Below are 23,154 nucleotides of genomic sequence, written 5' to 3' on the forward strand. Positions count from 1 at the left end.
TGGCTCAGAAACTTTGACCTGAAGGTTGGATGATTTTAATCTTGGTTGGGGTGTTGCGGCCGGGGTTGTGGGGATCTCGATCGGGCGGCGGAACCCGAGGGCTTCACGCGGCCGGATCTGGTTGAAGATCTGCCGGTAGGCGTTCGCTCGCGGACGCCCTTCTGGCCGGGGCTGCGTCGGCGGGTGCGGATTTGAAGCAGCTCGGGCCGGGCGGCGATGGACGGGCGACACGGCTCCCTTGAACGCCGCCCCGCTGTCGGTGACCAGCGTGATCCGCCGGATCCTGCCGTAGCGGGGCCCGCCCAAGCCTTCTGGTCCGGCACCAGGCTGGTGCTGAGGGCGACCACGACGGGCCGCGTGCTCTCATTCGGCCCGTTCCTGGGCCCGGTAGTCCTGGACGGCGCGATCGACGTACGCCAGCAGCTCCGGAGTCAACCGGTGCATCGCCCGGCGGTCATACCAGCGGACGATCAGAGTGCCCGCGACGAGCCAGCAGAGCAGGCCGATCGCGGCCGCCACGACGCCACGGGTCAGGCCCGCGTCAGCCTGGGCGCCGAAGTACAGGATTGCCCGGTCGCCAGCGAGGATCTGCCGCAGCGGCTCAGCCTCACTGAGCAGCCGGAAGAAGTCGGGTAGTGCCTCCACGGGGACGGTCCCGCCAGCCGAGGCCAGACCGGCGTAGACGAACAGCAGGATGGCGACCAGCTGCCCGGGGGTACCGAGCGCCGCGAAGAGCACGATCGTCCCGGCGGCGACGCTGGCCGAGCACAGCCACGCGTACAGCCACAACAGCAGCGGATGCGGAGCGTCCATGCCCACCGCGCCGGCCGCCACCGCGAGCATCAGACCAGTCACCACCGCGGTCAGCACCGCCGCCATCGCCCATTTGATCAGCAGGGTCCGCCACCGGCTGATCGCCTTCGGCTGGAGCTGGGTCCACCGGGGGCCGACCTCGGAGGTCCCGTAGCCGAGTGCCGCGTCCACCGTGGCGTGCAGGATGGTCCCGGCCAGGAACCCGCACATGAGGGTCAGCAGGGCCAGGTAGAAGGCGCTCAGGCCAAGCGCGCTGTTCTCGGGCGGGGGGTGGAACTGGCTGGTCGTGACCGTCACCGGGTTCGCCAGGAACGCCTTCGTCGCGGCGTCGTGGGGCCCCGCGCCGGCCACCGCCGTGAGCTGGCCGCTGATCGTCCGCGAGGCGGTGGCGACAGCGGGCTGCAGGATGCCGGTGGCCAGGCTCACCCCCAGCGTGCCGGCCCGCGGGTTGGTCAGCAGCTGGATCGCCCCGGCACCCGCTGTCCCGGCCGACGGCGGACCGGCTGCCGACGAGCCGGCTGGCGGCAGACCGGCCTGTGTCAGGAGCGAGGCGGTGAAGTCGGGCGGGATCACGACGGTCGCGTACGCGCGCCCGCGGTTCATGGCTCGTTCGGCCTCGGACCGGGTCACCGGCTCCAGCCGCAGCCGGCCGGACACCGCGGGGCTCGCCCGCAGGCCGGTCTCGATCCGCCTGCCGATGTCGAGGTGTTCTGTTCCCAGCGTGGCCCCGCGGTCGCTGTTCACCACCTCGACCGGCAGGCCGCGCACATGAGCCAGCGGGTTCACCGCCGACGCGAGGTACAGCGCGGTCATCGACGCGACGACGACCGAGGCCAGGACCAGCGGCAGCACCCACACCGCGCGTTGGCGCAGCAGGTCGCGCACGCGAACCGGAAAGTCATCCCGCGGTGTCCCGTTCCCCGGACCCAACAGACTGTCTCGTTTCACTCAGGCCCCGTGGGCCGCGCAGTTTGTGGACCGCCAATGGCCGCCGGCCCGCCACGGGGCACGCGGACATCGCATCAGGTCAGGCGGGCACCGACTTGACGACCGTCCTGATCAGATCGGCTACCACGGTCGGCTGGGAGAACATCACCAGGTGCGACGAGTCCACCTCCACCGTTTCGACCCCCGCGCGCTGGTAGCCGAAGCGCTGGACCTCCGGGTTGATGGCGTGATCCGACGTGGCGACGATGCCCCATGTCGGCCTGGTCCGCCACGCCGCGGCGGGTGCCTTCTCGCCGAACACCGCCGCGGACAACGGCCGCTGCGACACGGCGAGCACCGCGGTGACGGCCGGGTCGACGTCGTGGGCAAAGACCGCCGGGAACTTCTGAATATCGACCGAGAGATCTACGCCGCCCGGGAACGGTGTGGTGACCAGCGCTGAGCCCAGGTCGGAGTCGGGGAACCGACCCTGGAGCTCGCCCAGGGCCTCGCCCTCCTCGAGGACGAAGCCGGCGAGATAGACCAGGGCCTTCACGTTCTCGGCGACACCGGCCACGGTGGCCACCGCGCAGCCGTACGAGTGGCCGACGAGGACGACGGGACCGTCGATCGCCGCGAGGACCGGCCCAAGGTACTCGGCGTCGCCGACGAGCGAGCGGTTCGGGATCGCCGGTGCCACCACCGCGAGGCCGTCGGCGAGCAGCTCGGGAACCACCCTGGCGAAGCTGGACGCGTCGGCGAAGGCGCCGTGGACGAGGACGACAGTGGGCTGCGACATGCTTTTCCATCTCCCCTGGTCGAAGTTACGCGGCCCGAGTACACCAGGGCGTACTTGACGATTTGTGTAGCGTCTCCGTACCGGGCGACTGAACCGCTCCTCTTTGTTGGATGGGCGGAGGTCTGACCCAGCCTGCTCCAGGCCATGCAGACGAACGACCGCGGGCCGGCTGCGCCCCTCTCGGGGACGGTCCGCGAGGGGCGGGACGTCGACGACCGCGCCGGCGGGAACGCTTCCGGCGCGGTCGTCGACCTGTCAGATCGGCTCGAAACCCAGCCAAAAGCTGTAAAGGCTGGGGCCGTCGGCCGCGTCGTCGTCGATCCGGAACCCGATCAGGTCGCTGTTGTGCGTCCAGTAGATGGGGTACCCGTCCTGTTCGTGGACGCAGATGAGGTCACCCTGGATGACATTGTTGAACACCAGGTGGACGCCACGTCGTCGCCCTCGCCGTCCGGGTATCCCGCGCAGTCCGAGACCACATTGGGGCGGAGCTTGTCGACGAGCGCCTGCTGCGCCGCGGTGAGGCCACCCACCTGGGTGGGCTCCGCCGCGGCCTCCGCCTTGCCCGACGGCTGCTCCTCGCTGTCGCCCGACGAGTCCGACGACAAGACGGCGCCCGCACTGTGGCAGCGAGTACCCAGGCCGAGATGACGACCGAGTGGGCGAATCTACCGGAATGCCCACCTCAGGAGGTCGAGACCGCCGTCCAGTTCCTCGAAGCCGATCCGTGGTGCTTTCGATCCGGCTACATGAAGGCCGAGTTGATGCACCGCCTCGCCAACGGCCCCGATCTGGACGCCCATCACCATCGGCTCCACGACGTCGTGGGTAGACGGCTGGCGGAACCGCAACCCCGTCTCCTGCGCCACGCCTCCCGCCTGGCCGCCGTGTGGGACGACGAGCTGCGCCAGCGAGTCGACCGACTTCCCTGCCCCGAACCCGCCAGGGCGCATCAGGTTCGGCTCTTCCTGCACCTCGTCGAACAGCGGCTGCGGACCGAAGGCAGAACACTCGACGGGCGCCCCGGTCGCGACAGCGGCCACCGACCGCGCTGACCTTGCGAGGTCGGGTGGTCGGACACGCGGGCCCGGACGTGACCCCCGGGCGGTCGGCCCGCTCGACTCAGACTTCCCGATAACCCGCCGGTCGGTCTCGTCGAGCACCCACACGACCCGACAGGCGGCCAGCACACCGACCCGCCCCCAACCCACACACATCACCACGGTCACCCCGATGTCCGCCCCGGGGGACGACACCGCCAGCCTGAGGCCGGCATGCCGATGCATCCTCGTCACGAAGGGCCGTGGGGCTGGGCGGGGATGAGTGCTCGGGCGTATGCCAGCGCGGAGGGGGCGTCGGGAAACATCCGTCGCCGGTCACCGGACTCTGCTGTGATGCCATAGGCGCCGAGTGTCTGGTGGTGTTCAGGGCGGACCCCGGACAGCAGGGGCACGACTCCGCGTGCTTCGAGGTCGGTGAGGGCGACGGACAGCGCGGCGGCTCCGGTCGCGTCGACGGCGCTGACCCGTGACATCCGGATGAGGACCACCGAGTCGTCGTGAACGTGTTCCAGCGTGGGCAGCAGACGGTGGGCGGCGGTGAACGACAGCGGCCCGTCGATCCGGAGCACGGTGACCGGAGCGGGGCCGGTCCCGGAGCCGAGTCCGTGGGGACGGCTGTCGTCGTCGGACGGAAGGTGTTCCACCCACGCGGTGCCGGCGACCTGGCGAAGCGCCAGCGCCCCGGCGAGGGCCAGCCCCACGGCAACGGCCACGACGAGGTCGACCACCAGTGTCACTGCACCCGTCAGTACCATCACGGCCAGTTCACCACGTCCGGCGCGGGCCAGGGCCCGGACGGCGTCGGTCTCCACCATGCGGATCGCGGTCGCCACCAGGACACCGGCGAGTGCGGCCAGGGGGATGTACCTGACCAGTCCCGCCGCCGCGGCCACCACGGCGGCGATCACGACGGCGTGGATGACGGCGGACAGCCGGGAGGCCGCACCCGAACGCACGTTGACCGCCGTCCTGGCGATCGCCGCTGTCGCCGGCATTCCACCGAACAGCGGCACGGCGAGGTTGGCGACGCCCTGGCCGAACAGTTCGCGGTCGGGGTCGTGGCGCCGCCAGCCGCCGGCCCCGTTCGAGCCCCGGCCCGGGTCCGACGATGCGCGCATCTCGTCGGCGACCGTCGCCGACAGTAGCGATTCCAGGCCGGCGAGTGCGGCGATGGCGGCGGCGGCCGGCAGCAACTCCGGGACCATTCCCGGGTCGAGGAATCCCCATGACGGCGCCTGCAGACCCGCTGGCAATGCCCCGACCCGGGCGACACCGTCGACGTGGACCAGTTCGACGGCGACCGTGGCGAGGGCGACGGCCGGCAGGGACATCGGCACCGAGGGCCGCAGCCGCGCACCCAGCAGCACCACGACGGCGACCGCGGCGCTTACCGCCACCGACGTCCAGCGCGGTTCGTCAGCGAAGCGGGCGAGGGCGCGGGCGGCCACCGTCACCACCTTCTCACCCTCGGGTGTCGGCACCCCGAGGGCCGCCGGGACCTGCTGCAGGGCGATCACAGCTGCGATTCCGACGGTGAACCCGACGACCACCGGCATCGGCACGAGGCGCGCCAGGCCGCCGACCCGCCCGAGCCCCAACCCGACCAGGATCACTCCTGCCATGAGTCCCGCCATCAGCACGCCGTCAACTCCGCGGGCGTGTACGACCGGTACCAGCACGACGGTCATCGCCCCGGTCGGCCCGGAGACCTGGAAGTCCGAACCACCGAAGACCGCGGCGAGCACGCCGGCGACGATCGCGGTCGCCAGCCCGGCCTCGGTTCCCATCCCCGAGGAGATCCCGAAGCCGAGCGCCAGTGGCAACGCGACGACGGCGACCGTCACCCCGGCCAGCAGGTCCCTGGCGGGAGCCCGGCGGACCGAGCGAACGGTGGCGGAGTCGGGCAGTACCGCCCGGAGCCGTTCCCACAGGGCCGCCGTCGTGTTTCGCGCGAACGGCCGCCGCGACGGCGGGCCCGACGGCGCTTCGCCGGCGGCGTTCACTCGGAACTCGCGTCCGCGTCGCGCAGTTCGGCCAGGAGTTCCTCCTGGCTCAGGAGGAGATTGGTGAGAATGCGCCGCGCGGCGCGCATCAGGTCCGCGACGTCGGTTCCGGCGAGGGCGTAGACGACTGTCGTGCTGTCGCGGGTGGCGGTGACGATGCCTGCGCGGCGCAGTACGGCGAGCTGCTGGGACAGGTTCGAGGGCTCGACGTCAATGGCCGCGAGCAGGTCCCGGACGGGCGTGGGCCCGAGCTGGAGGAGCTCCAGTACCCGGATCCGCACCGGGTGGCCGAGCATGCGGAAGAACTCCGCCTTGGCCTGGTAGAGCGGCACCGACATCATCGTTTCCAGGAGATCCTTTTCGGGTTTGGCGCACCTGGGACGGCCGCGCGAGTGCGGCGCCCACCTGTCCGCAGAAGCATAACAACTTGAAGAAGTCTTCAATTCGTCATCAACCAGCAGTGCGCGGGGTCACACCGGCCTCAGTGCCAGTACGTGGTGGTCGCGGAATGCCGGACCCTCCCACCGGCGACCGTCAGTCCACCCGGATGCGCGTTTCCGCAGTTCGGGCGCCAGCTGCCGGCCCGCTCACCGACACCTGGCACAGCGTGAGCGCCGCGGCACCGCTACTGGACACCGGTCCGGAGATCTGGGCCCCGGTTACGGCAAGCGCACCGCCCGGTTTGATCGTCACCGGGCCCGACTGCCTGCCGCCAGGCCCGAAGCAGAGGGACTGGCCGGCTGCCACCGTCAGAGGTGCGTTGTGTGCCGCGGCGATGCAGGGCTAGCTGAAGCCGACCGTGATGGTGGTCGGTGCCGTGGTGGCGCTGGGCTTGAAGGTCGGGCCTCCGCTGTAGCTGGCCGTGATCTGGTGTGCGCCGGGATTGTGGTGTTCGCGGTCAGCGAGGTCGACGTGTCATGATCGAAATCGGCGCACAGCGCGAAGCCGCTCGCGATCTGGTCGCCCGTGCCACCGGACCCGCCTGCCGCGATGATCGCACTCCAGGACGTGGGATTGGTCGACCCGTTGACAACGGGATCGCCGACCGAGTCGCTGGAGTAACTGCCGCGCAGGTGGGTGCCGCCGGTAGGACTCCCCCCTGTGGCACCCTTCTCCAGGTGCTGGCCGCCTCCCAGCAGGGTGCGACCCGCTGGGCAGCTCGCGGTCATGATCGCGTAGGTGCTGCCCTCCTGCGGGCCGAGACCAACCGTCCGGACCACCGAGATGTCCATATCATCGGGCTCGGCACACATGGCGTACGCGAAGGTCTGCGCAGTCGCCTCGGCCCGCCCGCCCGCGATACCCATGGCGGTCCAGTACCGGGGGTTGGTCGCCCCGCCCGGAAGCGGGTTCCCCTGCGCGTCGCTGGGGAAGCTGCCCACCATCTTCAGGCTGGCCGCCTCCGGGGGCAGCGTGTGCCCGCCACCACCCACCACGACGGTCCCCTCGGGACACGCAGTGGTGACCTGGGCGGAGCCAAGCTGGCGCGGGGCGGGGACGGAGGCAACGGAATAAGACGGCGGATCGACACTGCATGCGATAGATCCGCCACTTTAAGTTGCCCAGCAGGCGGGCCGCGCGTCGGGCGCCGCGCCCGCCTGCCGGGTTCGTGCCGTTACTCCCCGACCTGAGCAGCCCTGCCGCGCGCGCCAGTCAGTTGCCGGTCATGCACAGCGCCCAGACATGGGATGAGGAGTGACCACCGCGTGATCAGCGCGAGAGCGGCCAGGTGGTCGAGCACATCCCGTCCCTGTGCGGCCCCTCGGCAGGCTCGCCGTCCCCGACCAGCTCTCGACCGTACGCCGGGCATCCTCAGCCGGCTGGCGCCGAAAGATGACGCTTCCCGGACAAAGTATTCCTATGTGACCAGATCACCCAAGGGTTAGCGGTCACTACCGTTGACGAAGTCCGCTGCGGCGAGAGTCCCGCCGACGAGTCGGCGCGGAAATCGCGCGGCCGGGTCAATCGCCCTCGCGCCTCCACTCCTGCCTCGAAGGCGAGCCCGGCCCGCCCCTCGGAACGTCGAGCGGGACCGGTCGCTACCATCCTGAGCTGCAACATCGTCTAAATGAGCTAGAGAAATGACCTCACCGACGGCAGGAGAGAAGCTGGTGCGCCGCGCCGGCGCCCTCCACCGTCCGCGGCTATCCATCGTGGAGGTACGGGTGCGCTTAGGTAGAACAACACGGTTACTCGGTGTGGCTGCCGCGGTTCTCGTTGCGGCAGCCACGGGTTGCTCCTCGACACCGGGGGCCGCAAGTGCCGCGGTGTGTGACAGTCCTGGCGTCACCCCCGGCGAGGTGAACCTCGGCCTGGTGTTCTCCGATTCGGGCGTGGGCAGTGCCGCGTTTGCCTCGGCCCGAGCCGGCGCGGACGCACGGTTCGGCCTGGCCAACGAGGAGGGCGGGGTACACGGCCGGAAGATCGTCTACCAGTGGCGTGACGACGCGAACGACCCCGCCCAGAACGCCCGCGTCATCCAGGAGCTCCTCCGCGGCGACAGTGCTTTCGGCCTCGTGACGATCACCACCGCCTTCGGCAGCGCACCGGCCGACCTGGCGAAGCAGAACGTTCCCGTCATCGGGTTCGGTCTGCCGACCTTGGCCGAGTACCAGAACATGTTCTCCACCATGTACCAGGCCTCGCCGGTCACGATCGGCCGCTACCTCCGGGACAGCGGTGGCAGCAAGGTCGGCGTCGTGATCACGGGGTCGTCGGCGTCCACTTTGGATATCATCAAGATGTACAAGAGCGCCTTCGAGTCGGTCGGGCTCACCGTGGCCGACACCATCTCCTACGCGCACAGCGTTGACAGCCCGGCCCGCGTGGCCCAGCAGCTGGCGGCCTCCGGCGTCAACGCGCTGGTTGGCTTCACGACCACCGAGGATCTCGCCGAGATCATGGGCGCCGTACGTACGGCGAACCTGAACCTCGCCACCACCGTCTCGTTCACCGGGTACGACCGGGGCCTGCTGCCCACCCTGGGCCCGGCACTCGCGGGCGTCTCGATCCCCGCGTACTTCCGCCCCTTCGAGGCGGGCGGCGCGGCCATCGACCGGTACCGCGCCGCGATGGTCCGCTACGCGCCGGAAGCCACGCAGCCAGACCAGCAGTTCGCGATGAACGCGTACATCTACGCCGACATGTTCGTACGCGGGCTCGACCTCGCAGGTGACTGCCCCACCCGTGACGGGTTCATCAGCGCGCTGCGGTCAGCGTCCGACTACGACGCGGGCGGCCTGATCGAACCCGTCAACCTGGCCACGAATCGTACCGGGGCGCTCAACTGCTACGCCTTCGTCCAGGTCAACCCCACGGGCACCGGGTTCCAGGTCGCCCGCCCACGCCTCTGCGCCGACGGCACGACCGGCTGAAGTAGGCGGCGCGATGCCGGGACCGCGCCGACCACCGCTGTCAGTCCGCTTTGGACGCGATGCCCTCGTAGGCGAAGCCGAAGAACTCGGGCCCGCCCATCCGGTAGGTCTCGATGGTGTCGAGAGTGAGCCCGGCGTTCTCGATCAGCCTGTCGACCGGCCGGTTCAGATGGCAGCCGCCGAAACACCGCCCCCAGAGTGGAGTGAGGCGGTCCTGCCACCGGGCGACACCGGGTCTCGGCGAACGGCCGTGTTCGACGAAGTGCAGCGTCCCGCCGGGGCGCAGCACCCTGCGCACCTCACCGAGCGCGCGTTCGACGTCCGGGATGGTGCACAGCGTCCAGGTGACCAGTACGTGGTCGACCGACGTGTCCGGGACGGGGAGCCGCTGGCCGTCGTCGCCGACGAACTCGACCGGGACGGCGGTGGCGGCGAGGCGACCGGCGGCCAGCCTGCGACCGACCACCGCGGGTTCCACGGCGAGCAGCCGGGTGACCTGCGGCGGGAGATGGGGCAGGTTGCGCCCGGAGCCGAACCCGATCTCCAGGACCTCGCCGGTCAGCCCGGAGACCACCCGGGCCCGGGTGGTCTCCACGGGCCTGCCCAGGGCGAGGTCGATGAACCGGGGAAGCACCTGATCGTCGTAGAAGCCCATCGTCTCTCCCTGTCGCGACACGGGTGTCCGGCCCCCTGTCCCGGCATTGGTACCCGGCCGCGGGCTGACCATCAAGGCACGTTGTTCCCGCGCCGGCGGTAACGGAGCGGGCGGCGCCGGGCCCAGGGTCAGCTCCCCGCCTGGTTGGGTGGGCGTCCACCGATCTCCCGGGTGATCGCCGTGGTGGCCGCGGTCAGCCGCCGGCCGTAGGGGACGACCTGCTGTGGGCTCAGGCGGTGCGGGAAGCCGGCGAGGGTGACGGCCAGGCACACCCGGCCGGCGCCGTCGAAGACCGGCGCCCCGATCAGGCTGAGCTGGTAGGACTCGATGCCGCCGAGGTCGACGAGCAGGTAGTCGTCGTCGACGCCCCGGGCCTGGATGACGCGTTCGACCGCGGCGCGGACCTCGGCGTCGCCGTCGCCCGCGGCGAAGGTTCTCAGCGCCCGGGCCAGGCTGTGGTGCCGGTCGTCGTCGAGTGCGACCGTGTACCCGCGGAGCCGGATCGCCTTGATGGCGTCGCGGTAGATGCCGAGCCGGTGGTCGTCGGGACGGGGACTCAGCCGGCGCAGCCACCGTTCGACGGTCTCGGTGTCGGACCAGGCGATGAAGACCGTCCCGAGCGGCGGCGACAGCGGAACCCGGTTACCGGGCCTTGATCCGAACCCGACGGGCGTCGCGGCGTGCCCTTCGACGGCGAGGACGACGATGTCCTCGCCCATGACGGAGCTCGCCACCGCCTGGACACCGAGCTCGTCGCTGAGCCGGCGCATGTGCGGCCGCGCGAGCTCGAGGGCCTGGCGCCCGGATCCGGCGGCCGCGTCGCCGACGGCCACCAGGGCGGGCCCGAGGCGGTAGGTCTTGTCCTCCGGGTCGCGCAGCAGCCAGCCGGCGTCGCTGAGGGTGGCGAGCATCGCGTGGGCGGTCGCCTTGTTCATCTCCAGCCGCCGGGCCAGCTCCGACAGGCCGAAAGGCCGGCCGGGATGCTGGCTCAGGAAGGTGATGAGCGCGACGGTCCGCTCGGCCCCCGGGGCGGGCCGCGGCATCAGGCGGGCCTGCGCCGCGCGGTCACGTCATGGCATCGCCGCGCCGCCGTTGGGCCGCAGGACCTGGCCCGTGACGAACCGGGCGGCTTCGGAGGCCAGGTACAGCGCGGCGTGGCCGATGTCCTCCGTCGTCCCGATGCGCCGCAGCGGCGCCAGATCCCGGCTCCGTCCCAGGAATCTTTCGCGCTTGTCCTCATCGACGGTCCCGTCCTCGGCGGCGTAGTGGCGGCGCGTGATGTCGGTCTCGACCAGACCCGGCGCGATGGCGTTCACCCGGACCCCGTCCGGGCCCAGCTCCTTCGCCAGCGTACGAGTGATCTGGACCACCCCCGCCTTCGAGATCGAGTAGGCCACCAGGCGGGCGGGGGCGGTGTCGAACGCACCCGACGCCATGTTGATGATGCTGCCCGCCCGCTGGCTCCGCATCACGGCCCCGGCCGCCTGGCACCCGAACAGCACGCCCTTGAGGTTGACGGCCAGCACCCGGTCGAGCTGTTCCTCGGACAGATCGAGCACCGGGACGTCGATGATGATCCCGGCGTTGTTGCACATCACGTCGACCCGCCCGTGGTCCGACACCGCCGAACGCACCAGGTCCACGACCTGGTCGCGGCGCGACACGTCGACGGCGGCCGGCGCGGCCGACCCGCCGCCGGCGGCGATCTCCGCGCTCGTCGCCGCCGCGGCCCCGGCGTCGACGTCCGCGCACAGCACGGTGGCGCCGGCCGCCGCCAGCACCCGGGCGACCCCCCGGCCGATGCCGTGGCCCGCTCCGGTCACGATCGCCACCCGGCCGGTGAGGTCGAACGCCCGGCCCAGCGCCCTGACCGGCTCCGCGCGTCCGTCCTCCTCGAGGGCCGCCCCGTCCCGGGTCATGACGGCGTGGCCGTCGAGGGCGGCACCGCCGGGGGCGACGTCGTCGGAGCAGCCGGCGCCGTCGACGACAGCCCGGAGCCCATGTAGGCGAAGCGGGCGGTGGCTCCGCCGTCGACCACGAGGGTCTGGCCGGTCACGTGCCGGGAGAGGTCGGAGCACAGGAACAGGGCCGCGCCGGCGATGTCGCGCGGCTCGCCCGAACGGCCCAGCGGTTCCACCGCCGGCGGCGGGGGGACATCCCCCCGTGCCTGTAGTGCGCGCATGATGCGCGGCGTCTGGATGGAACCGGGTGCCACCGCGTTGACCCGGATGTTCGACGGGCCGAGCTCGACGGCCGCCGTGCGCACGAGGGACAGCAGGCCGGCCTTGGCCGCTCCGTAGGCGGCGTGGTTGGGCGCGCTGGTCAGGCCGCTGACCGAGGCGGTGAACACCATCGCCCCGCCGCCGGCGGCCACCATCTGCCGGCCCACGATCTGCGTGATGAGGTGGGCGTGCCGCAGCACCAGCCCGAAGGTCGCGTCCCAGTCCTCGTCCGTCACCTCCAGCAGGGTCGACCACAGGGCCATGCCGACGATGTCGACGACGGCGTCGAGGCGCCCGTAGGCCGCGAGGGTCTCGGCAACGATGCGCTCGACGTCGTCGCGCCGGCGCGCGTCGGCGACGCAGGGTAAGCCACCCACCTCGGCCGCTATCTCGCGGGCGAGGTCGGGATCCACGTCGACGCACGCGACCCTGGCTCCCACCGACGCCAACGCGTGGGCGGTGTGCCGGCCGTTGCCCTGGCCGGCCCCCACGACCATCGCCACCCGTCCGTCGAGGCGCAGCAGCCCGGGGTAGTCGGGGATCGCCGATTCATCCAACCGTGTCATCGTTCCTGTCTCCGTCTCTGCCGCTGCCTGCGATCGGGATCGGCGGGATCAGGTGGCGGTCACCGAGGTCGAGACCTGGACCTCGCGACGTTCGAGCTCGGGGATGACGTGGGTGCCGAGGAGCTCGATGGTGCGCATCACGGCCTCGTGGGACAGCCGGCCGAACTGCACGTAGCAGAGCAGCCGGTCGACCCCGAGCTCGGCGTAGCGGAGCATCTTGCGCAGGCACTCGTCGGGATCACCAACGATGATCATGTCGGCGTCGCTGAACTGCCTCGGATCCGGCGGCGCGTTCCGCCGCTGCTCGAGGATCGGGAACATCTTCTCCCGCTCCTGCTCGGAGGCGTGCGGGAACTCCCACTCCAGCGTGAACTCGGCCAGGTTCCTGTACCACCACCAGGTGGCGTCCCAGATCCCGTTCGCCTCGGCCTGGGCCATCGTGTCCGCGCAGTGGACCAGCGTGTATGCCGCCACGCGGTTGTTGGCCACGCGGGTGATCGGCCGCGCGGCGGCGGCGGCCCGCCGGTAGAGCTGGATGGTCTCCGCCATCTGCTCCAGCGGCCGCATGATCGACAGTGAGAGCAGGCCGAGGCCCATGGCGCCGGCGGCCTGGGCGCTGCCCGTGCTCGACGCCGCCATCCAGCAGGGTGGGTGCGGATCCTGCACCGGCTTGGGGGTGACCATGCGGACGGGGACGTCGCCCGCCGCGGGGAATCGCCAGTGTTTTCCCTCGAACGAGAAGTATTCGGATTCCCAGGCCTCGACAATGGCCTGGATCGCCTCACGCACCTGATCCTTGCTCTGCGGGATGTCGACACCGAAAGCGGTCTGTTCCATGGGGGTCGAGCGGCCCGTCCCCCATTCGACGCGCCCATTACTCAGGACGTCGGCCGTGGCGACCTTCTCGGCCACCCGCACAGGTGACGTGAACGCGTGCGGCAGCAGTGTCACCCCGAAGCCGAGCCGGATCCGTTCGGTGACCTGCGAGAGCGCCCCGATGAGGACCTCGGGCGCCGAGCAGTGGGACCGCCCCTCACGGAAGTGGTGCTCCACGTGCCAGGAGGTGTGGAAACCCATCTCGTCGGCAAGGCGGATCTGGGCGATGGCCTCGCGGTAGGCGGCCTGCTCGGCCTCGCGCTGCCCGTGGGGGTGGGGCTTCGACCACGGCTTCGGGACGTCCACCTCGTACAGCAGATCCAGTTTCACGGCGGCCTCGTTTGTTATAGCAAACGGCATGGTTGGTACAGTGACCACCATAAGCGCCGCTCCGTCGATGTCAACGGGGTCGCCGGAGACAGATCGACCCGAACTCCAGCCCTAACCCAGCCGGTTGACACCCCCGCTCCCAGGTCGTTACGTTCCTGAACGCAAGATGGCTGTTCCATATACGGAACAATGCGGCGGTCTCGAAGCGTCAGACATCCGGGCCGCGCAACGGTGAATGCGAGGTCGTCATGCCGCCGCTTGATCCACGCCCATTTCTCCGGGGCAGCCCGTTCGCCGGTACGCCGGAGATCCCCTACCTGCGCGCGGTTACCGCGGACGCGCCGCGCCTGCCGGGCGGAACCTGGCAGGCGGCCTCCATTCCGGTCGGAGTCCGGCTCGAGTTACAGGGCGACGCCGAGGCGGTGGTCGTCGCGTATCGCACCGAGTGCGACGCCCGCGGCCCACGCGGCCCCGGCATCGGCCAGACCTTCGAGATGTGGGTGGGCGACACACTGCTGGCGACCGCGCCGGCCGTCCACGGCGAGGGCACCGTGGAGCTGCCCCTGGACGCCGGCACGCGGACGACGACCGTTTACCTGCCCGAACGCATGCGCCCGACCGTGCTCTCACTCGCCCCGGTCGGCGGTTCCCTCGAACCGGGACCGCCCCGTCCGCGTTGGCTCGCCTACGGTGACTCCATCGTCGAGGGCTGGGTCGCCAGCTCGGCGGGCTCGTCCTGGCCCGCACGGCTGGGCCGCCGGCTGGGCCTCGACGTCTGCAACCTCGGCTACGCCGGCGCCGCCCGCGGCGAGATCCCCTCCGCCGAACACCTGGCGAGCGTCCCGGCGGCACTGATCAGCATCAGCTACGGCACCAACTGCTGGTCGACGATCCCGCACACCGCCGAACTGCTGCGCGCCGGGCTGGACGTCTTCCTCACCGTGGTGCGGCAGGGGCACCCGGACACGCCGATCGTGGTCACCACGCCGATCCGCCGCCCGGACGCCGAGACCACCCCCAACCGCGTCGGCGCCACGCTCGACGATCTACGGGTCGCGATGGCGTCCCTCGTCCAGGCACGCATCGACGGCGGCGACCCGTCGCTCACCCTCGTTCACGGCGAGACCCTGCTGGACGAGTCACTCCTGGCCGACGGCGTCCACCCCGGCGACGACGGCCACGCGGTCATGGCCGACCGCCTGGAACCCGTCCTGCGGAAGGCGGGGCCGGGGACATGAGCGGCACACGGCCCCCGAACCACACCGACGACCACACGAACGCCTTCCGGAACGCGCTTGGAACGTTCGCGACGGGAATCGTGGTCGTCACCGCGTCGCACCCGGCGGACGGTCCCGTGGGTCTCACGGCCAACTCGTTCAGCTCGGTGTCGCTCGCTCCTCCGCTCGTGCTGTTCTGCGTGGCGCACACCTCCACCACGTGGCCGTCTATCCGGGCCGTGGGCCGGTTCTGCGTGAACGTCCTCGCCGACGGCCAGGAGGAACTGTCACGCCGGTTCACCGTGCGGGGTGAGGATCGCTTCCGCGGCGTCCCCTGGCGGCCCGCGCCGTCCGGCGCCCCGATCCTGCCCGGCGTCGCGTCATGGATCGACTGCCGCATCGAGACTCTCCACGAGGCCGGCGACCACACCATCGTCGTCGGGAAGGTCTGCGATCTCGCGGTCGACGACAAGGGTGCTGCTCCGCTCCTCTACTACCGAAGCAGCTACGCCAGCCTGACCGTCAGATAACCATTGATGGTCACGAATCGAACTGGAAGGAGCGTTCTGATGGACGGCGACACCGACCGGAACGGCGAAGAGGAGAGACCTCGGCAGTTCTTCTTCGACGTCAACGAGATCCCGGGCCGTACCAACGTGGATATCATGGGGGATTCCGAGGAAACCCGACAGTACTTGGACCTGTTCGGCCGCGACCTGGTTACCAGGACGATTCTCCAGTCCCCGCAACTGTGCGTCTACCATGAGACCGCCGCGCCAGGCGAGAAGGTCAAGCCCCATCGCCACGGTACCCATCAGCTGAACTACGTCCTCCGCGGCGAGCTGATCTTCGGCAGGCGGCGCGTGGGAGCCGGCATGGGCTTCTTCACGCCCGACCTTCTCTACGCCTGGCGGGCCGGTGACGAGGGCGCCGAGTGGATCGAGGTCCACGCCGGCCAGCCCGGCATTTTCGTCGATCAACGGCCGTTCTGACCGCTGCCCTGACCCAGCGCCCTGTGGCCATCTACCAAACGAGGGATGTCAGTCGTGACAGATTTATTCGAGGGCAAGGTCGCCCTCATCACCGGCGCCGGATCAGGCATGGGCCGGGCGATCACCATCCGGCTGGCGAGGGAAGGCGCCTCGGTGTTGGCCCTCGACATCGACGAGGGCCGGCTGGCCGAGACGAAGGCACTCACCGCGGGCACGGTGTCGGTCCGCCAGGCTGATGTCAGCGACCCGGCTGCGTGCGCCGAGGCGGTGGCCGCGTGCGTCGACGAGTTCGGGCAGCTGGACGTACTGGGCAACGTCGCCGGTATCTACCTGGCCGAGCACACCACGAAGGTGACTCTGGAGCAGTACCGACGGGTGATGGGCGTCAATCTTGACGCCTACTTCTTCCTGGCTCAGGCCGCCATTCCGCACCTGTTGGAGACGGGTGGCAACATCGTGAACATCGCCTCCAACGCCGGTATCCAGGGGCTCCCGTACTCCGCCGCCTACTGCATGAGCAAGGGTGGCGTCATCCAGCTCACCCGGGCGCTGGCCGTCGAGTTCCTCAAGACGCCGCTGCGCGTCAATGCCATCGCCCCGGCGGGCACCAACACCAACATCGCGTCGGCGATGACGTTCCCGGCCGGCATGGACCCCGACCTTGCCCGTCGCATGGCGGGCCTGCGGGGCCTGGCCGAGCCAGCCGAGGTCGCCGCGCTGTTCTCCTTCCTCGCCTCCGGTGCGGCCCGTTCGGTGACCGGCTCCGTCTACACCATGGACAACGGCCTCACCGTCAGCTGACCGCTGGCCGTCTCACCTGGTAATCGTGGCCGGAGGGTGAATACGTGGCAGTCGAGCCTTTTCGGATCCACATCAGCGAGGACCGTCTGGCCGTGCTCGGCGACCGGCTGCGCACCACCGACTGGGCGGAAGATCCGGTACGGGACGACAGCTGGCACTACGGCGTGCCCGCTCCGTACCTGCGCGAGCTGACCGAGTACTGGGCCACGCGGTACGACTGGCGCGCGCACGAGGCGGCGATGAACCGGTGGCCGCACGTCCGGGGCGAGATCGACGGTGTCACCGTCCATGCGCTCCACGAACGCGGCTCCGGCCCCGCACCGCTTCCGCTCGTCCTCTCCCACGGATGGCCGTGGACCTTCTGGGACTTCAGGAAGGTGATCGAGCCGCTCGCTCACCCCGAACGTTTCGGCGCCGATCCCTCGGACGCCTTCGACGTCGTCGTGCCGTCCCTGCCCGGCTCGGTCTTCTCCTCGCCCACCCCGGCCGGGGTCGGATTTCGGCAGACCGCCGCCCTGTGGGTGAAACTCATGACCGAACTCGGCTACCAGCGCTTCGGCGCGCACGGCGGCGACTCGGGCGCGTACGTCACCGCACAGCTCGCCCACGAGTTCGCCGACCGGCTCGTCGGCGCACATCTGACGTTCCCCGCTTTGCTCGGCACCGACCTGGGCGGGGTGAGCCGGGACGACTTCGCGCCCGAGGAGGTCGACGACTTCGACCGGCAGCGTCCCGCGATGCTCAACCTCACGCATTTCCTGACGCACACCTTCGAACCCCGGACCCTGGCCTGGGCGTTGCAGGACTCCCCCGCCGGCCTGGCGGCCTGGATGGTTCAGCGGCGGCGGGCCTGGAGCGACTGCGGCGGCGACGTGGAACGCCGCTTCAGCAAGGACGATCTCATCACGAGCTTCGCCCTCTACTGGCTCACCGGCACCGTCGGCGGCTCGCTGCGGTTCTACGCCGACTCGTTCCAGCGGCCGTGGATCCCCTCGCACGACCGTCGGCCCGTCCTGGAGTCACCGACGGGCATCGCCGTGTTCCCGTACGAGCTGACGCATGTGCCACGCACTCTTGCGCAGCGCGAGGCGAACCTCGTGCACTGGACCCGGATGAGCCGTGGCGGCCACTTCGCAGCGGCTGAGGAACCACAACTCGTCGTGGCGGACATCCGCGCGTTCTTCCGGCCGCTGCGCGCGACCGGACTGTCCCGCTGACGTCCGTCGAGACATCCGCTGTCGCGGCGCATCATCCTCACCCCCACCAAGGCCGGGTTGAGGATCGGGCTCAGGGGGCGTACACGAACAGCAGGGCTCCGGCGAGGAGCACCGCGGCGGACAGCAGATAGCGTGCGGCGAAAAGCCAGCACCGGACGGTCCCGGCCTCGGCGCCGCTGACGGTGCGCAGTTCGACGTACGGATGGGGCGCGCGCAGATACCACCCGGTCACCACCACCTCGTCTCCGACGAAGGACTGGGCCCGGGTCAGCGCGAACAGGATCCCTCCTCCCGGCGCCGGGTGGCGGTACACGACGGGCACCGTCCCGCTGGCGTCCGCGAGGACGAGGTCGGGCGAGGTCACGAACCCGCCCCGGCCCACGATCGTCCCGCGCAGGCTGACCGGTATCGCGCCGAGTGGCCCGGCGTCGAGCCGGTCGAGCAGGTCGGTGAGCCGTCCGACCGGCTCCGGAGTGCCCAGCGGTGCCCGCAGGCCCGCGCGGATCAGCAGCAGCGCACCGGCGGCCGTCACCAGTCCGGCGAGGAAGCCCAGGTCGTAGTGGTCGGGCCCACGGCGGGCGAGGATCAGCGCGGCACCCAGGCAGATCCAGCCACCGAAGTACACGGGCAGCTCCACCAGGAACTGGCCGCGGGCCCGGACCCGCTCGCCGGCGCTCCCGCGCGCCGCGGCCCGGGCTCCCCGCCACTGCCGGGGCGCACCGGGCAGGCCGCTCGCCTCCAGCGCGGCGATCCGGGTCGAGACGAGGGGATGGGTGGAGCAGATCTCCAGCCAGCGCGCCCAGGGGCTGGTGACCTCCCAGCGCAACGCCCGCACGAGACGCTCGGGGGGCAGCTCCGGGCCGATCAGGCCGACGGACGGCGCCGAGCCGCTGCTGGCGATACCGAGGGCACCGACTGCCCGGACCCTGCTCTCCCGGCGAGCCAGCCGACGGGCCGCTCCCTTCTCGTCGTTCTCCCGCAGCGCGTGGACGCGGGCGGCGAGATCCTGATCCCGCTCCCCCATCCCGTACACAATCTTGACGAGGGCGGAGCACAGCGCGTCGCCGTCCCCGGTCATCACGCAGGAAGCGTGGTCGGCCCCCAGCTCGCGAGCGCGCGAGAAGCTGAGCAGCGCCAGCTCGGAGAGCAGGTAGGCGGCGGACCCGATCAGCCTGACCGGGTCGTTGTCCCCGGACTGGTCGCTGCTGCGCGCGCCGGCCGCCGCGTAGTACATGAGGGCCGGCACCACGCACAGCGCCGTCATCACGGCGAAGTCCCGATTCCTGATGTGCCCGATTTCGTGTGCGACCACCGCCTCGACCTCGCGGTCGTTGAGCCGGTCGAGCAGCCCGCGGGAAATCCAGATACGCGCGTCCCGCCTGGTCCGGCCGAAGGTGAACGCGTTGGGGTCACCGTCCTCGACGATGCCGAGCCGGACCAGCGGAATGCCGGCGTTCCGGCACTGCCGGGCGACGATCGCGGCAACCGGCTCGTCGCTGAGATATCCGTCGGCGCCACGCTCCAGCTCTCGGGCTGGGGCCAGCCACTCCACGACCCGCGGCCCCACCAGGTACTGCAGGACGGCGAGGCCGGTCACGACGGCCACCGGCACAAGGACCGGCACCGGTGTGAAGACGGTCAGCAGCCAGCAGGCCAGGATCAGTACACCGCCCAGCACCGACAAGGCGGCCGACGAACGCCGCCAGACGTAACCCGTCATGCCCCGCCCCCCGAATCGGCCAGACAAGCAGCCATACAACCCGGACCAAGTTATCCAAAACCGTTCCCGGCTGCCGGAGGATAGCCTCGTCGCATGCTGCGGGCGCGTTCTCGGGGAGACCTCGGTGGCTGACGCCGACGACGTGCGCCGGTTGGCGCTGGCGCTGCCACACGTGGTGGAGATCGAGAGCGATGGCTTTGACTTCCGGGTGGCCGGCAAGGGGTTCGTCTGGTCCTATCCCGAGCGCACGCCCGGGAAGCCGCGCCTGATCCGCACTGATACCGCAGTGCTGTTCGTCGGCGACGAGGCCGAAAAGCAGGCGCTCCTGCTCGGGGAACCTGACATCTTCTTCACCACGCCGGCCTACAACGGCCTGCCCCTGGTGATGGTGCGCCTGGCAGCGGTGACGGTCGAACGCCTGCGGGAACTCGTGACCGATGCGTGGCGGATGCGTGACCCGGACGCGCATGTCAGCGGACTCGACCAGCAGGACGAGCAGCCAGCCCTGGGCTGACCTGGCCCGATCACCAGTCGCTGTCGCCAGCGTCGCGCGCGGCGACGGCTGCCGCATGCTGTCTCACACCCCCGACGAGGACGTCACCCTGGCCGGCGTCGCGGCCGTCGCGGGCGTCTCCCACCAGACCGTCCTCAACCACTACGAGTCCAAGGAGGGCGCCGCCTCGGCCGCGATCGAGCTCCTGGGGTCAGAGATCGAGGGGCTGCGAACCTCCGTGCGGCACGGCGATCCGGAGCACGCCGTCGAGGTGCTGATCGAGCAGTACGAGCGGTCCGGTGACCTCAACGTCCGCTGGGCGATGTCCGCCGAACGGCTCGGGCGTCTGGCCACCCTCCTCGAGCATGCCCGGGCGGCTCATCGGACCTGGTTGGAGGAGGTCTTCGCGCCCCACCTGCCCACCGCGCCGGCGGACCGGCTGCGCGGCCTCAACGCGCTGCACGCGGCGACCGACGTCTACACGTGGAAGTTGCTGTGCCGCGACCTGCACCTGAGCCGGCCGGAAACCACCCGGACGATGACCGCGCTGGTACGCGGCGTGCTGATCCGTGACGTGCTGGACAGCTGACTCGACAGGAATCCCGAACGAAGGACCGAAGGAAGGTCACCGATGAGCAACACGTACCTGTTCACCCTCACTGACGGTGGCGGCTCCGTAGCTCCAGAGCTCGGCCTCGCGCGGCGGCTCGTCGAACGCGGTCACCGGGTCGCCGTCCTCGCCGAGGACTCGATGGTGCCCGCCGTCGCCGCGGCCGGCGCGGCCTTCCGCCCTTGGCGGAACGGCCTCAACCGGCCCGACCAGCAGCCGGAGCACGCTCCGTACCGGGAGCGGAGTTCGACTTCCCGGCGCGGCTGCCGGCGAACGTCCGCTACGTCGGGCCGGTCCTCGACGACCCGGTGTGGGCGTCCGAGCCGTGGCAGCCGCCGGCCGGGGACGCGCCGCTGGTCCTGGTGTCCATGTCCAGCACGTTCCAGAACCAGGCCGACAACGCCGCCCGGGGGGGCATCACGGCGCCGGGCTGTCGGTCGGGCGGGCGGCGAAGCCGGCGAAGATCGCTGACGCCGTCCAGCGGGTCCTGGACGATCCCGCCTACCGGCAGTCCGCCGCGCGGCTCGGCGCGGCCCTGCGCCGCGACGCCGGCAACGGCCGGCTCATCGCCGAGGTGGAGGACGTCGACCCGAACCAGCGGCACGGACGGCGGCCGCCCGGCAGGGCACGACCGTCGTCGAGCTGTTCGTCCCGATGACGCGCCTGGTGCTGCTCGGCGGGGGTGTCCTCGCCGCACGCCGAGGAGATCGCCCTGGCAATCTGCGCGGAGATCCTTGCCGTCCTGACCGCGCGGATCACGATCTGGTCAGGCTCCGCCAGGTCTCACTCCGGTCGGCATCCCGCCCACCGTCGCCGGTGGAGGTTCAGGACCCCTCCTGGCAACGTCTGAAGCCTTCCGGGCTGTAGCACGGCAGGTCACCGTGATCCTTGATGGCGTTCTGCCCGCCGCCCCTCGTCAGGTAGTCGAGGAAGCTCAAGGTGAGGGAGCCGGCGGGCGGCTGCCCGAAGGTGTACGCGTATTCGACCTCCGCGAAGGGATAGGCACTTTTCCCGATCGCCTCGATCGACGGTTCCTGCCCGTCGATGCGCACGGTGTGCAGGCCCTCGACGGCCTCGGCGGTACGCAGTTCGCCGTACCCGACCGCACCCGGCAGCCTCGCCACGTTTCTCAGTACCCGCTCGGTGCTGTCGAGCTCACAGCGGATGACCTTGTCCTGTGGGAAATTCTTGTGCTCGCAGTCCTGCGAGGTGAAGGCGGGTTCGCCCATGCCGGCGAGGATGCGGCGCCGGAACAGGTCACGGGTACCGGAGTTGGCGTCACGGCTCACCAGCAGGATCGGGAGATCGGGGCCGCCGACCTGGTTCCAGTTGACGACATCACCCCGGTAGATGCGGCGTATCTGCTCGATCGTCAGGCTCCTGACCGACACTTTTTCGTTCACCACGACGGCGAAGGCGGAAATGGCCACCCGCTCCCCCTGAAGCCGCGCGTCGAGCTGCGAACGGGCACCGTCATGGATGACGATCATGGCCGGGGATCCCTTTTCGGACTCGCCCGCCTCCACCAGCCGCAGCGCCCCTTCGTTGCTGCCGCGCGCCTCCACGGTGATGTCCGAGTCGGGGCAGTCCGACTCGTATCTGCTGGCGATTTCCTGCACCACCGGCGCGAAGGCCGTGGACCCGTTGACGGTCAGCCGCCCCGTGGCGCAGCCGATGGGCGGAGGTGGGCCGTCGCCCACGACGATGATGCTCGCCAGCACCATGACGCAGAGGGTGAGCACAATGGTGATCAGGCGAGCGGGCCGGCTGAACAGGGGCGGCTTGTCATCGACTGTCGTGCTCCGGTTGGGCTTCACCGCCCCTTCCTGGATCCCGCCGGCAACGCGGACGGCGCAGCCGACGCTACCGCCGGTCAGGAGCACCAGAAGCTTGTAGTGCTCACCCCTGTCGAGCGGGACACGAGGCAGGTAGATCGTGTTGCCGCTGTGCCGCATCCCCCTCGAAGGCGCGAAGTGCTCCATGAGATGGTCGGCGTTGGGCTGGGTGACGGTCACACCCCTGACGATGCGATCCGTGAAGACGGCGGTGAGACCATGCAGGTCGCCGCCGGTGTAGTCGTTGCCGGCGACGCTCTGCGCGCCGTCATTCTCGACCCGCAGCAGGACGAGGGTGGCGTCCGACATGTCGGGGAGATCGTTGAACAAGCCCAGCCGTATGTTTTCCTGGCCCTGCCCGTCACGGTTGTCACCGCCGATGGGCATGTCCATCTGCACGCGGTAGCCAATGCGCCTGCGGCGCGGCACCCGGCGCTCGTACCAGACCACCGCGAAGGACGCCACTATGCCGAGCGCCGCGGTAAGCACGGCCACGGCATTCTCGGCGCTCAGCCAACTCACGATTCAACTCGCCCCCGAATGCCCCACCGGCCCGACGTGTCGATTTGAGTACCGTATGGGCCTCGACACGGGCGGAGAGAGCCACGGTCTACTCGGTCGCCTGATATTCGCCGCGAATTCA

General features: G+C 70.5%; 24 protein-coding genes and 1 pseudogene. 8 read left to right on the forward strand and 17 right to left on the reverse strand.

Annotation, left to right across the window (positions count from 1 at the left end; genetic code table 11):
- Window positions 1–363 precede the first annotated feature (363 nt).
- The 8 genes and pseudogenes from FRANEAN1_RS30920 to FRANEAN1_RS41680 form a co-directional block, all read right to left on the reverse strand.
- Window positions 364–1,698 carry a DUF3533 domain-containing protein gene (locus FRANEAN1_RS30920; protein WP_157472849.1) on the reverse strand — a complete coding sequence of 445 codons (1,335 nt, stop codon included), beginning with the start codon at window positions 1,696–1,698 and terminating at the stop codon, window positions 364–366.
- A 142-nt stretch (window positions 1,699–1,840) separates the two neighbouring features.
- Window positions 1,841–2,539 (reverse strand): alpha/beta hydrolase, encoded by a 699-nt coding sequence (locus FRANEAN1_RS30925; RefSeq protein ID WP_020463648.1) that lies wholly within the window; start codon window positions 2,537–2,539, stop codon window positions 1,841–1,843.
- A 255-nt stretch (window positions 2,540–2,794) separates the two neighbouring features.
- Entirely contained in the window at window positions 2,795–2,959 is a 165-nt protein-coding gene (locus FRANEAN1_RS41675; protein ID WP_157472850.1) for a hypothetical protein, read from the reverse strand.
- 248 nt (window positions 2,960–3,207) lie between these two features.
- On the reverse strand, window positions 3,208–3,582 hold the full coding sequence (locus FRANEAN1_RS42635) for a hypothetical protein (protein ID WP_198145714.1): 375 nt from the start codon (window positions 3,580–3,582) through the stop codon (window positions 3,208–3,210).
- Window positions 3,583–3,690: 108 nt separating this feature from the next.
- Window positions 3,691–3,825 (reverse strand): annotated as a pseudogene (locus FRANEAN1_RS40525) (DUF1990 family protein); the annotation flags it as partial.
- Between the two features lie 5 nt (window positions 3,826–3,830).
- A complete protein-coding gene (locus FRANEAN1_RS30935; RefSeq protein ID WP_041256686.1) occupies window positions 3,831–5,531 on the reverse strand; it encodes a SulP family inorganic anion transporter in 1,701 nt (566 codons plus the stop codon).
- 68 nt (window positions 5,532–5,599) lie between these two features.
- Window positions 5,600–5,941, reverse strand: coding sequence for a metalloregulator ArsR/SmtB family transcription factor (locus FRANEAN1_RS30940; protein WP_041256687.1), 342 nt, complete (start codon window positions 5,939–5,941; stop codon window positions 5,600–5,602).
- A 411-nt stretch (window positions 5,942–6,352) separates the two neighbouring features.
- Window positions 6,353–7,039 (reverse strand): hypothetical protein, encoded by a 687-nt coding sequence (locus FRANEAN1_RS41680; protein WP_020463653.1) that lies wholly within the window; start codon window positions 7,037–7,039, stop codon window positions 6,353–6,355.
- Window positions 7,040–7,801: 762 nt separating this feature from the next.
- On the opposite strand from FRANEAN1_RS41680, the gene FRANEAN1_RS30945 reads away from it, so the two are divergent.
- The gene (locus tag FRANEAN1_RS30945) at window positions 7,802–8,977 is read left to right on the forward strand and encodes an ABC transporter substrate-binding protein (protein ID WP_157472851.1); all 1,176 of its coding nucleotides are present in this window, start codon (window positions 7,802–7,804) and stop codon (window positions 8,975–8,977) included.
- Window positions 8,978–9,017: 40 nt separating this feature from the next.
- On the opposite strand, the gene FRANEAN1_RS30950 is transcribed toward FRANEAN1_RS30945, so the two are convergent.
- The 5 genes from FRANEAN1_RS30950 to FRANEAN1_RS30970 form a co-directional block, all read right to left on the reverse strand.
- Window positions 9,018–9,632: a class I SAM-dependent methyltransferase gene (locus tag FRANEAN1_RS30950; protein WP_020463655.1), complete on the reverse strand. Its 615-nt coding sequence runs from the start codon at window positions 9,630–9,632 to the stop codon at window positions 9,018–9,020.
- A gap of 128 nt (window positions 9,633–9,760) precedes the next feature.
- Window positions 9,761–10,675, reverse strand: a complete 915-nt coding sequence (locus tag FRANEAN1_RS30955) for a helix-turn-helix domain-containing protein (RefSeq protein WP_020463656.1) — start codon at window positions 10,673–10,675, stop codon at window positions 9,761–9,763.
- Between the two features lie 27 nt (window positions 10,676–10,702).
- Window positions 10,703–11,551, reverse strand: coding sequence for an SDR family NAD(P)-dependent oxidoreductase (locus FRANEAN1_RS30960; RefSeq protein ID WP_020463657.1), 849 nt, complete (start codon window positions 11,549–11,551; stop codon window positions 10,703–10,705).
- A complete protein-coding gene (locus FRANEAN1_RS30965) occupies window positions 11,548–12,420 on the reverse strand; it encodes an SDR family oxidoreductase (protein WP_020463658.1) in 873 nt (290 codons plus the stop codon). The genes FRANEAN1_RS30960 and FRANEAN1_RS30965 overlap by 4 nt, the downstream gene beginning before the upstream one ends.
- 48 nt (window positions 12,421–12,468) lie before the next feature.
- A complete protein-coding gene (locus FRANEAN1_RS30970; protein WP_041254956.1) occupies window positions 12,469–13,626 on the reverse strand; it encodes an LLM class flavin-dependent oxidoreductase in 1,158 nt (385 codons plus the stop codon).
- Window positions 13,627–13,874: 248 nt separating this feature from the next.
- Here FRANEAN1_RS30970 and FRANEAN1_RS30975 point away from each other — a divergent pair, with 248 nt between their 5' ends.
- The 5 genes from FRANEAN1_RS30975 to FRANEAN1_RS30995 are packed head-to-tail and all read left to right on the forward strand — an operon-like array spanning window position 13,875 to window position 17,853.
- Entirely contained in the window at window positions 13,875–14,864 is a 990-nt protein-coding gene (locus FRANEAN1_RS30975; protein ID WP_020463660.1) for an SGNH/GDSL hydrolase family protein, read from the forward strand.
- Window positions 14,861–15,373 (forward strand): flavin reductase family protein, encoded by a 513-nt coding sequence (locus FRANEAN1_RS30980; protein ID WP_020463661.1) that lies wholly within the window; start codon window positions 14,861–14,863, stop codon window positions 15,371–15,373. Before FRANEAN1_RS30975 ends, FRANEAN1_RS30980 begins: the two co-directional genes overlap by 4 nt.
- 39 nt (window positions 15,374–15,412) lie before the next feature.
- A complete protein-coding gene (locus tag FRANEAN1_RS30985) occupies window positions 15,413–15,835 on the forward strand; it encodes a cupin domain-containing protein (RefSeq protein WP_020463662.1) in 423 nt (140 codons plus the stop codon).
- Between the two features lie 54 nt (window positions 15,836–15,889).
- On the forward strand, window positions 15,890–16,636 hold the full coding sequence (locus FRANEAN1_RS30990) for an SDR family oxidoreductase (protein WP_020463663.1): 747 nt from the start codon (window positions 15,890–15,892) through the stop codon (window positions 16,634–16,636).
- Window positions 16,637–16,680: 44 nt separating this feature from the next.
- The gene (locus FRANEAN1_RS30995) at window positions 16,681–17,853 is read left to right on the forward strand and encodes an epoxide hydrolase family protein (RefSeq protein ID WP_020463664.1); all 1,173 of its coding nucleotides are present in this window, start codon (window positions 16,681–16,683) and stop codon (window positions 17,851–17,853) included.
- A gap of 70 nt (window positions 17,854–17,923) precedes the next feature.
- Here the strand turns inward: FRANEAN1_RS30995 and FRANEAN1_RS31000 are convergent, their stop codons facing one another.
- On the reverse strand, window positions 17,924–19,573 hold the full coding sequence (locus FRANEAN1_RS31000) for a zinc metalloprotease HtpX (protein WP_020463665.1): 1,650 nt from the start codon (window positions 19,571–19,573) through the stop codon (window positions 17,924–17,926).
- A 124-nt stretch (window positions 19,574–19,697) separates the two neighbouring features.
- Here FRANEAN1_RS31000 and FRANEAN1_RS31005 point away from each other — a divergent pair, with 124 nt between their 5' ends.
- Both FRANEAN1_RS31005 and FRANEAN1_RS31010 read left to right on the forward strand, forming a co-directional pair.
- Entirely contained in the window at window positions 19,698–20,087 is a 390-nt protein-coding gene (locus FRANEAN1_RS31005; RefSeq protein WP_020463666.1) for an MmcQ/YjbR family DNA-binding protein, read from the forward strand.
- 55 nt (window positions 20,088–20,142) lie between these two features.
- Window positions 20,143–20,655 (forward strand): TetR/AcrR family transcriptional regulator, encoded by a 513-nt coding sequence (locus FRANEAN1_RS31010; protein WP_020463667.1) that lies wholly within the window; start codon window positions 20,143–20,145, stop codon window positions 20,653–20,655.
- Between the two features lie 36 nt (window positions 20,656–20,691).
- Here the strand turns inward: FRANEAN1_RS31010 and FRANEAN1_RS41685 are convergent, their stop codons facing one another.
- The 3 genes from FRANEAN1_RS41685 to FRANEAN1_RS31025 form a co-directional block, all read right to left on the reverse strand.
- The gene (locus tag FRANEAN1_RS41685) at window positions 20,692–20,901 is read right to left on the reverse strand and encodes a hypothetical protein (RefSeq protein WP_041254957.1); all 210 of its coding nucleotides are present in this window, start codon (window positions 20,899–20,901) and stop codon (window positions 20,692–20,694) included.
- Window positions 20,902–20,956: 55 nt separating this feature from the next.
- The gene (locus FRANEAN1_RS41690) at window positions 20,957–21,280 is read right to left on the reverse strand and encodes a hypothetical protein (RefSeq protein WP_041254958.1); all 324 of its coding nucleotides are present in this window, start codon (window positions 21,278–21,280) and stop codon (window positions 20,957–20,959) included.
- 220 nt (window positions 21,281–21,500) lie between these two features.
- The gene (locus tag FRANEAN1_RS31025; RefSeq protein WP_020463668.1) at window positions 21,501–23,033 is read right to left on the reverse strand and encodes a substrate-binding domain-containing protein; all 1,533 of its coding nucleotides are present in this window, start codon (window positions 23,031–23,033) and stop codon (window positions 21,501–21,503) included.
- Between the last annotated feature and the right edge of the window lie 121 nt (window positions 23,034–23,154).

Origin of the sequence: Parafrankia sp. EAN1pec (genome assembly GCF_000018005.1) — a bacterium.
GTDB lineage: Bacteria > Actinomycetota > Actinomycetes > Frankiales > Frankiaceae > Parafrankia > Parafrankia soli.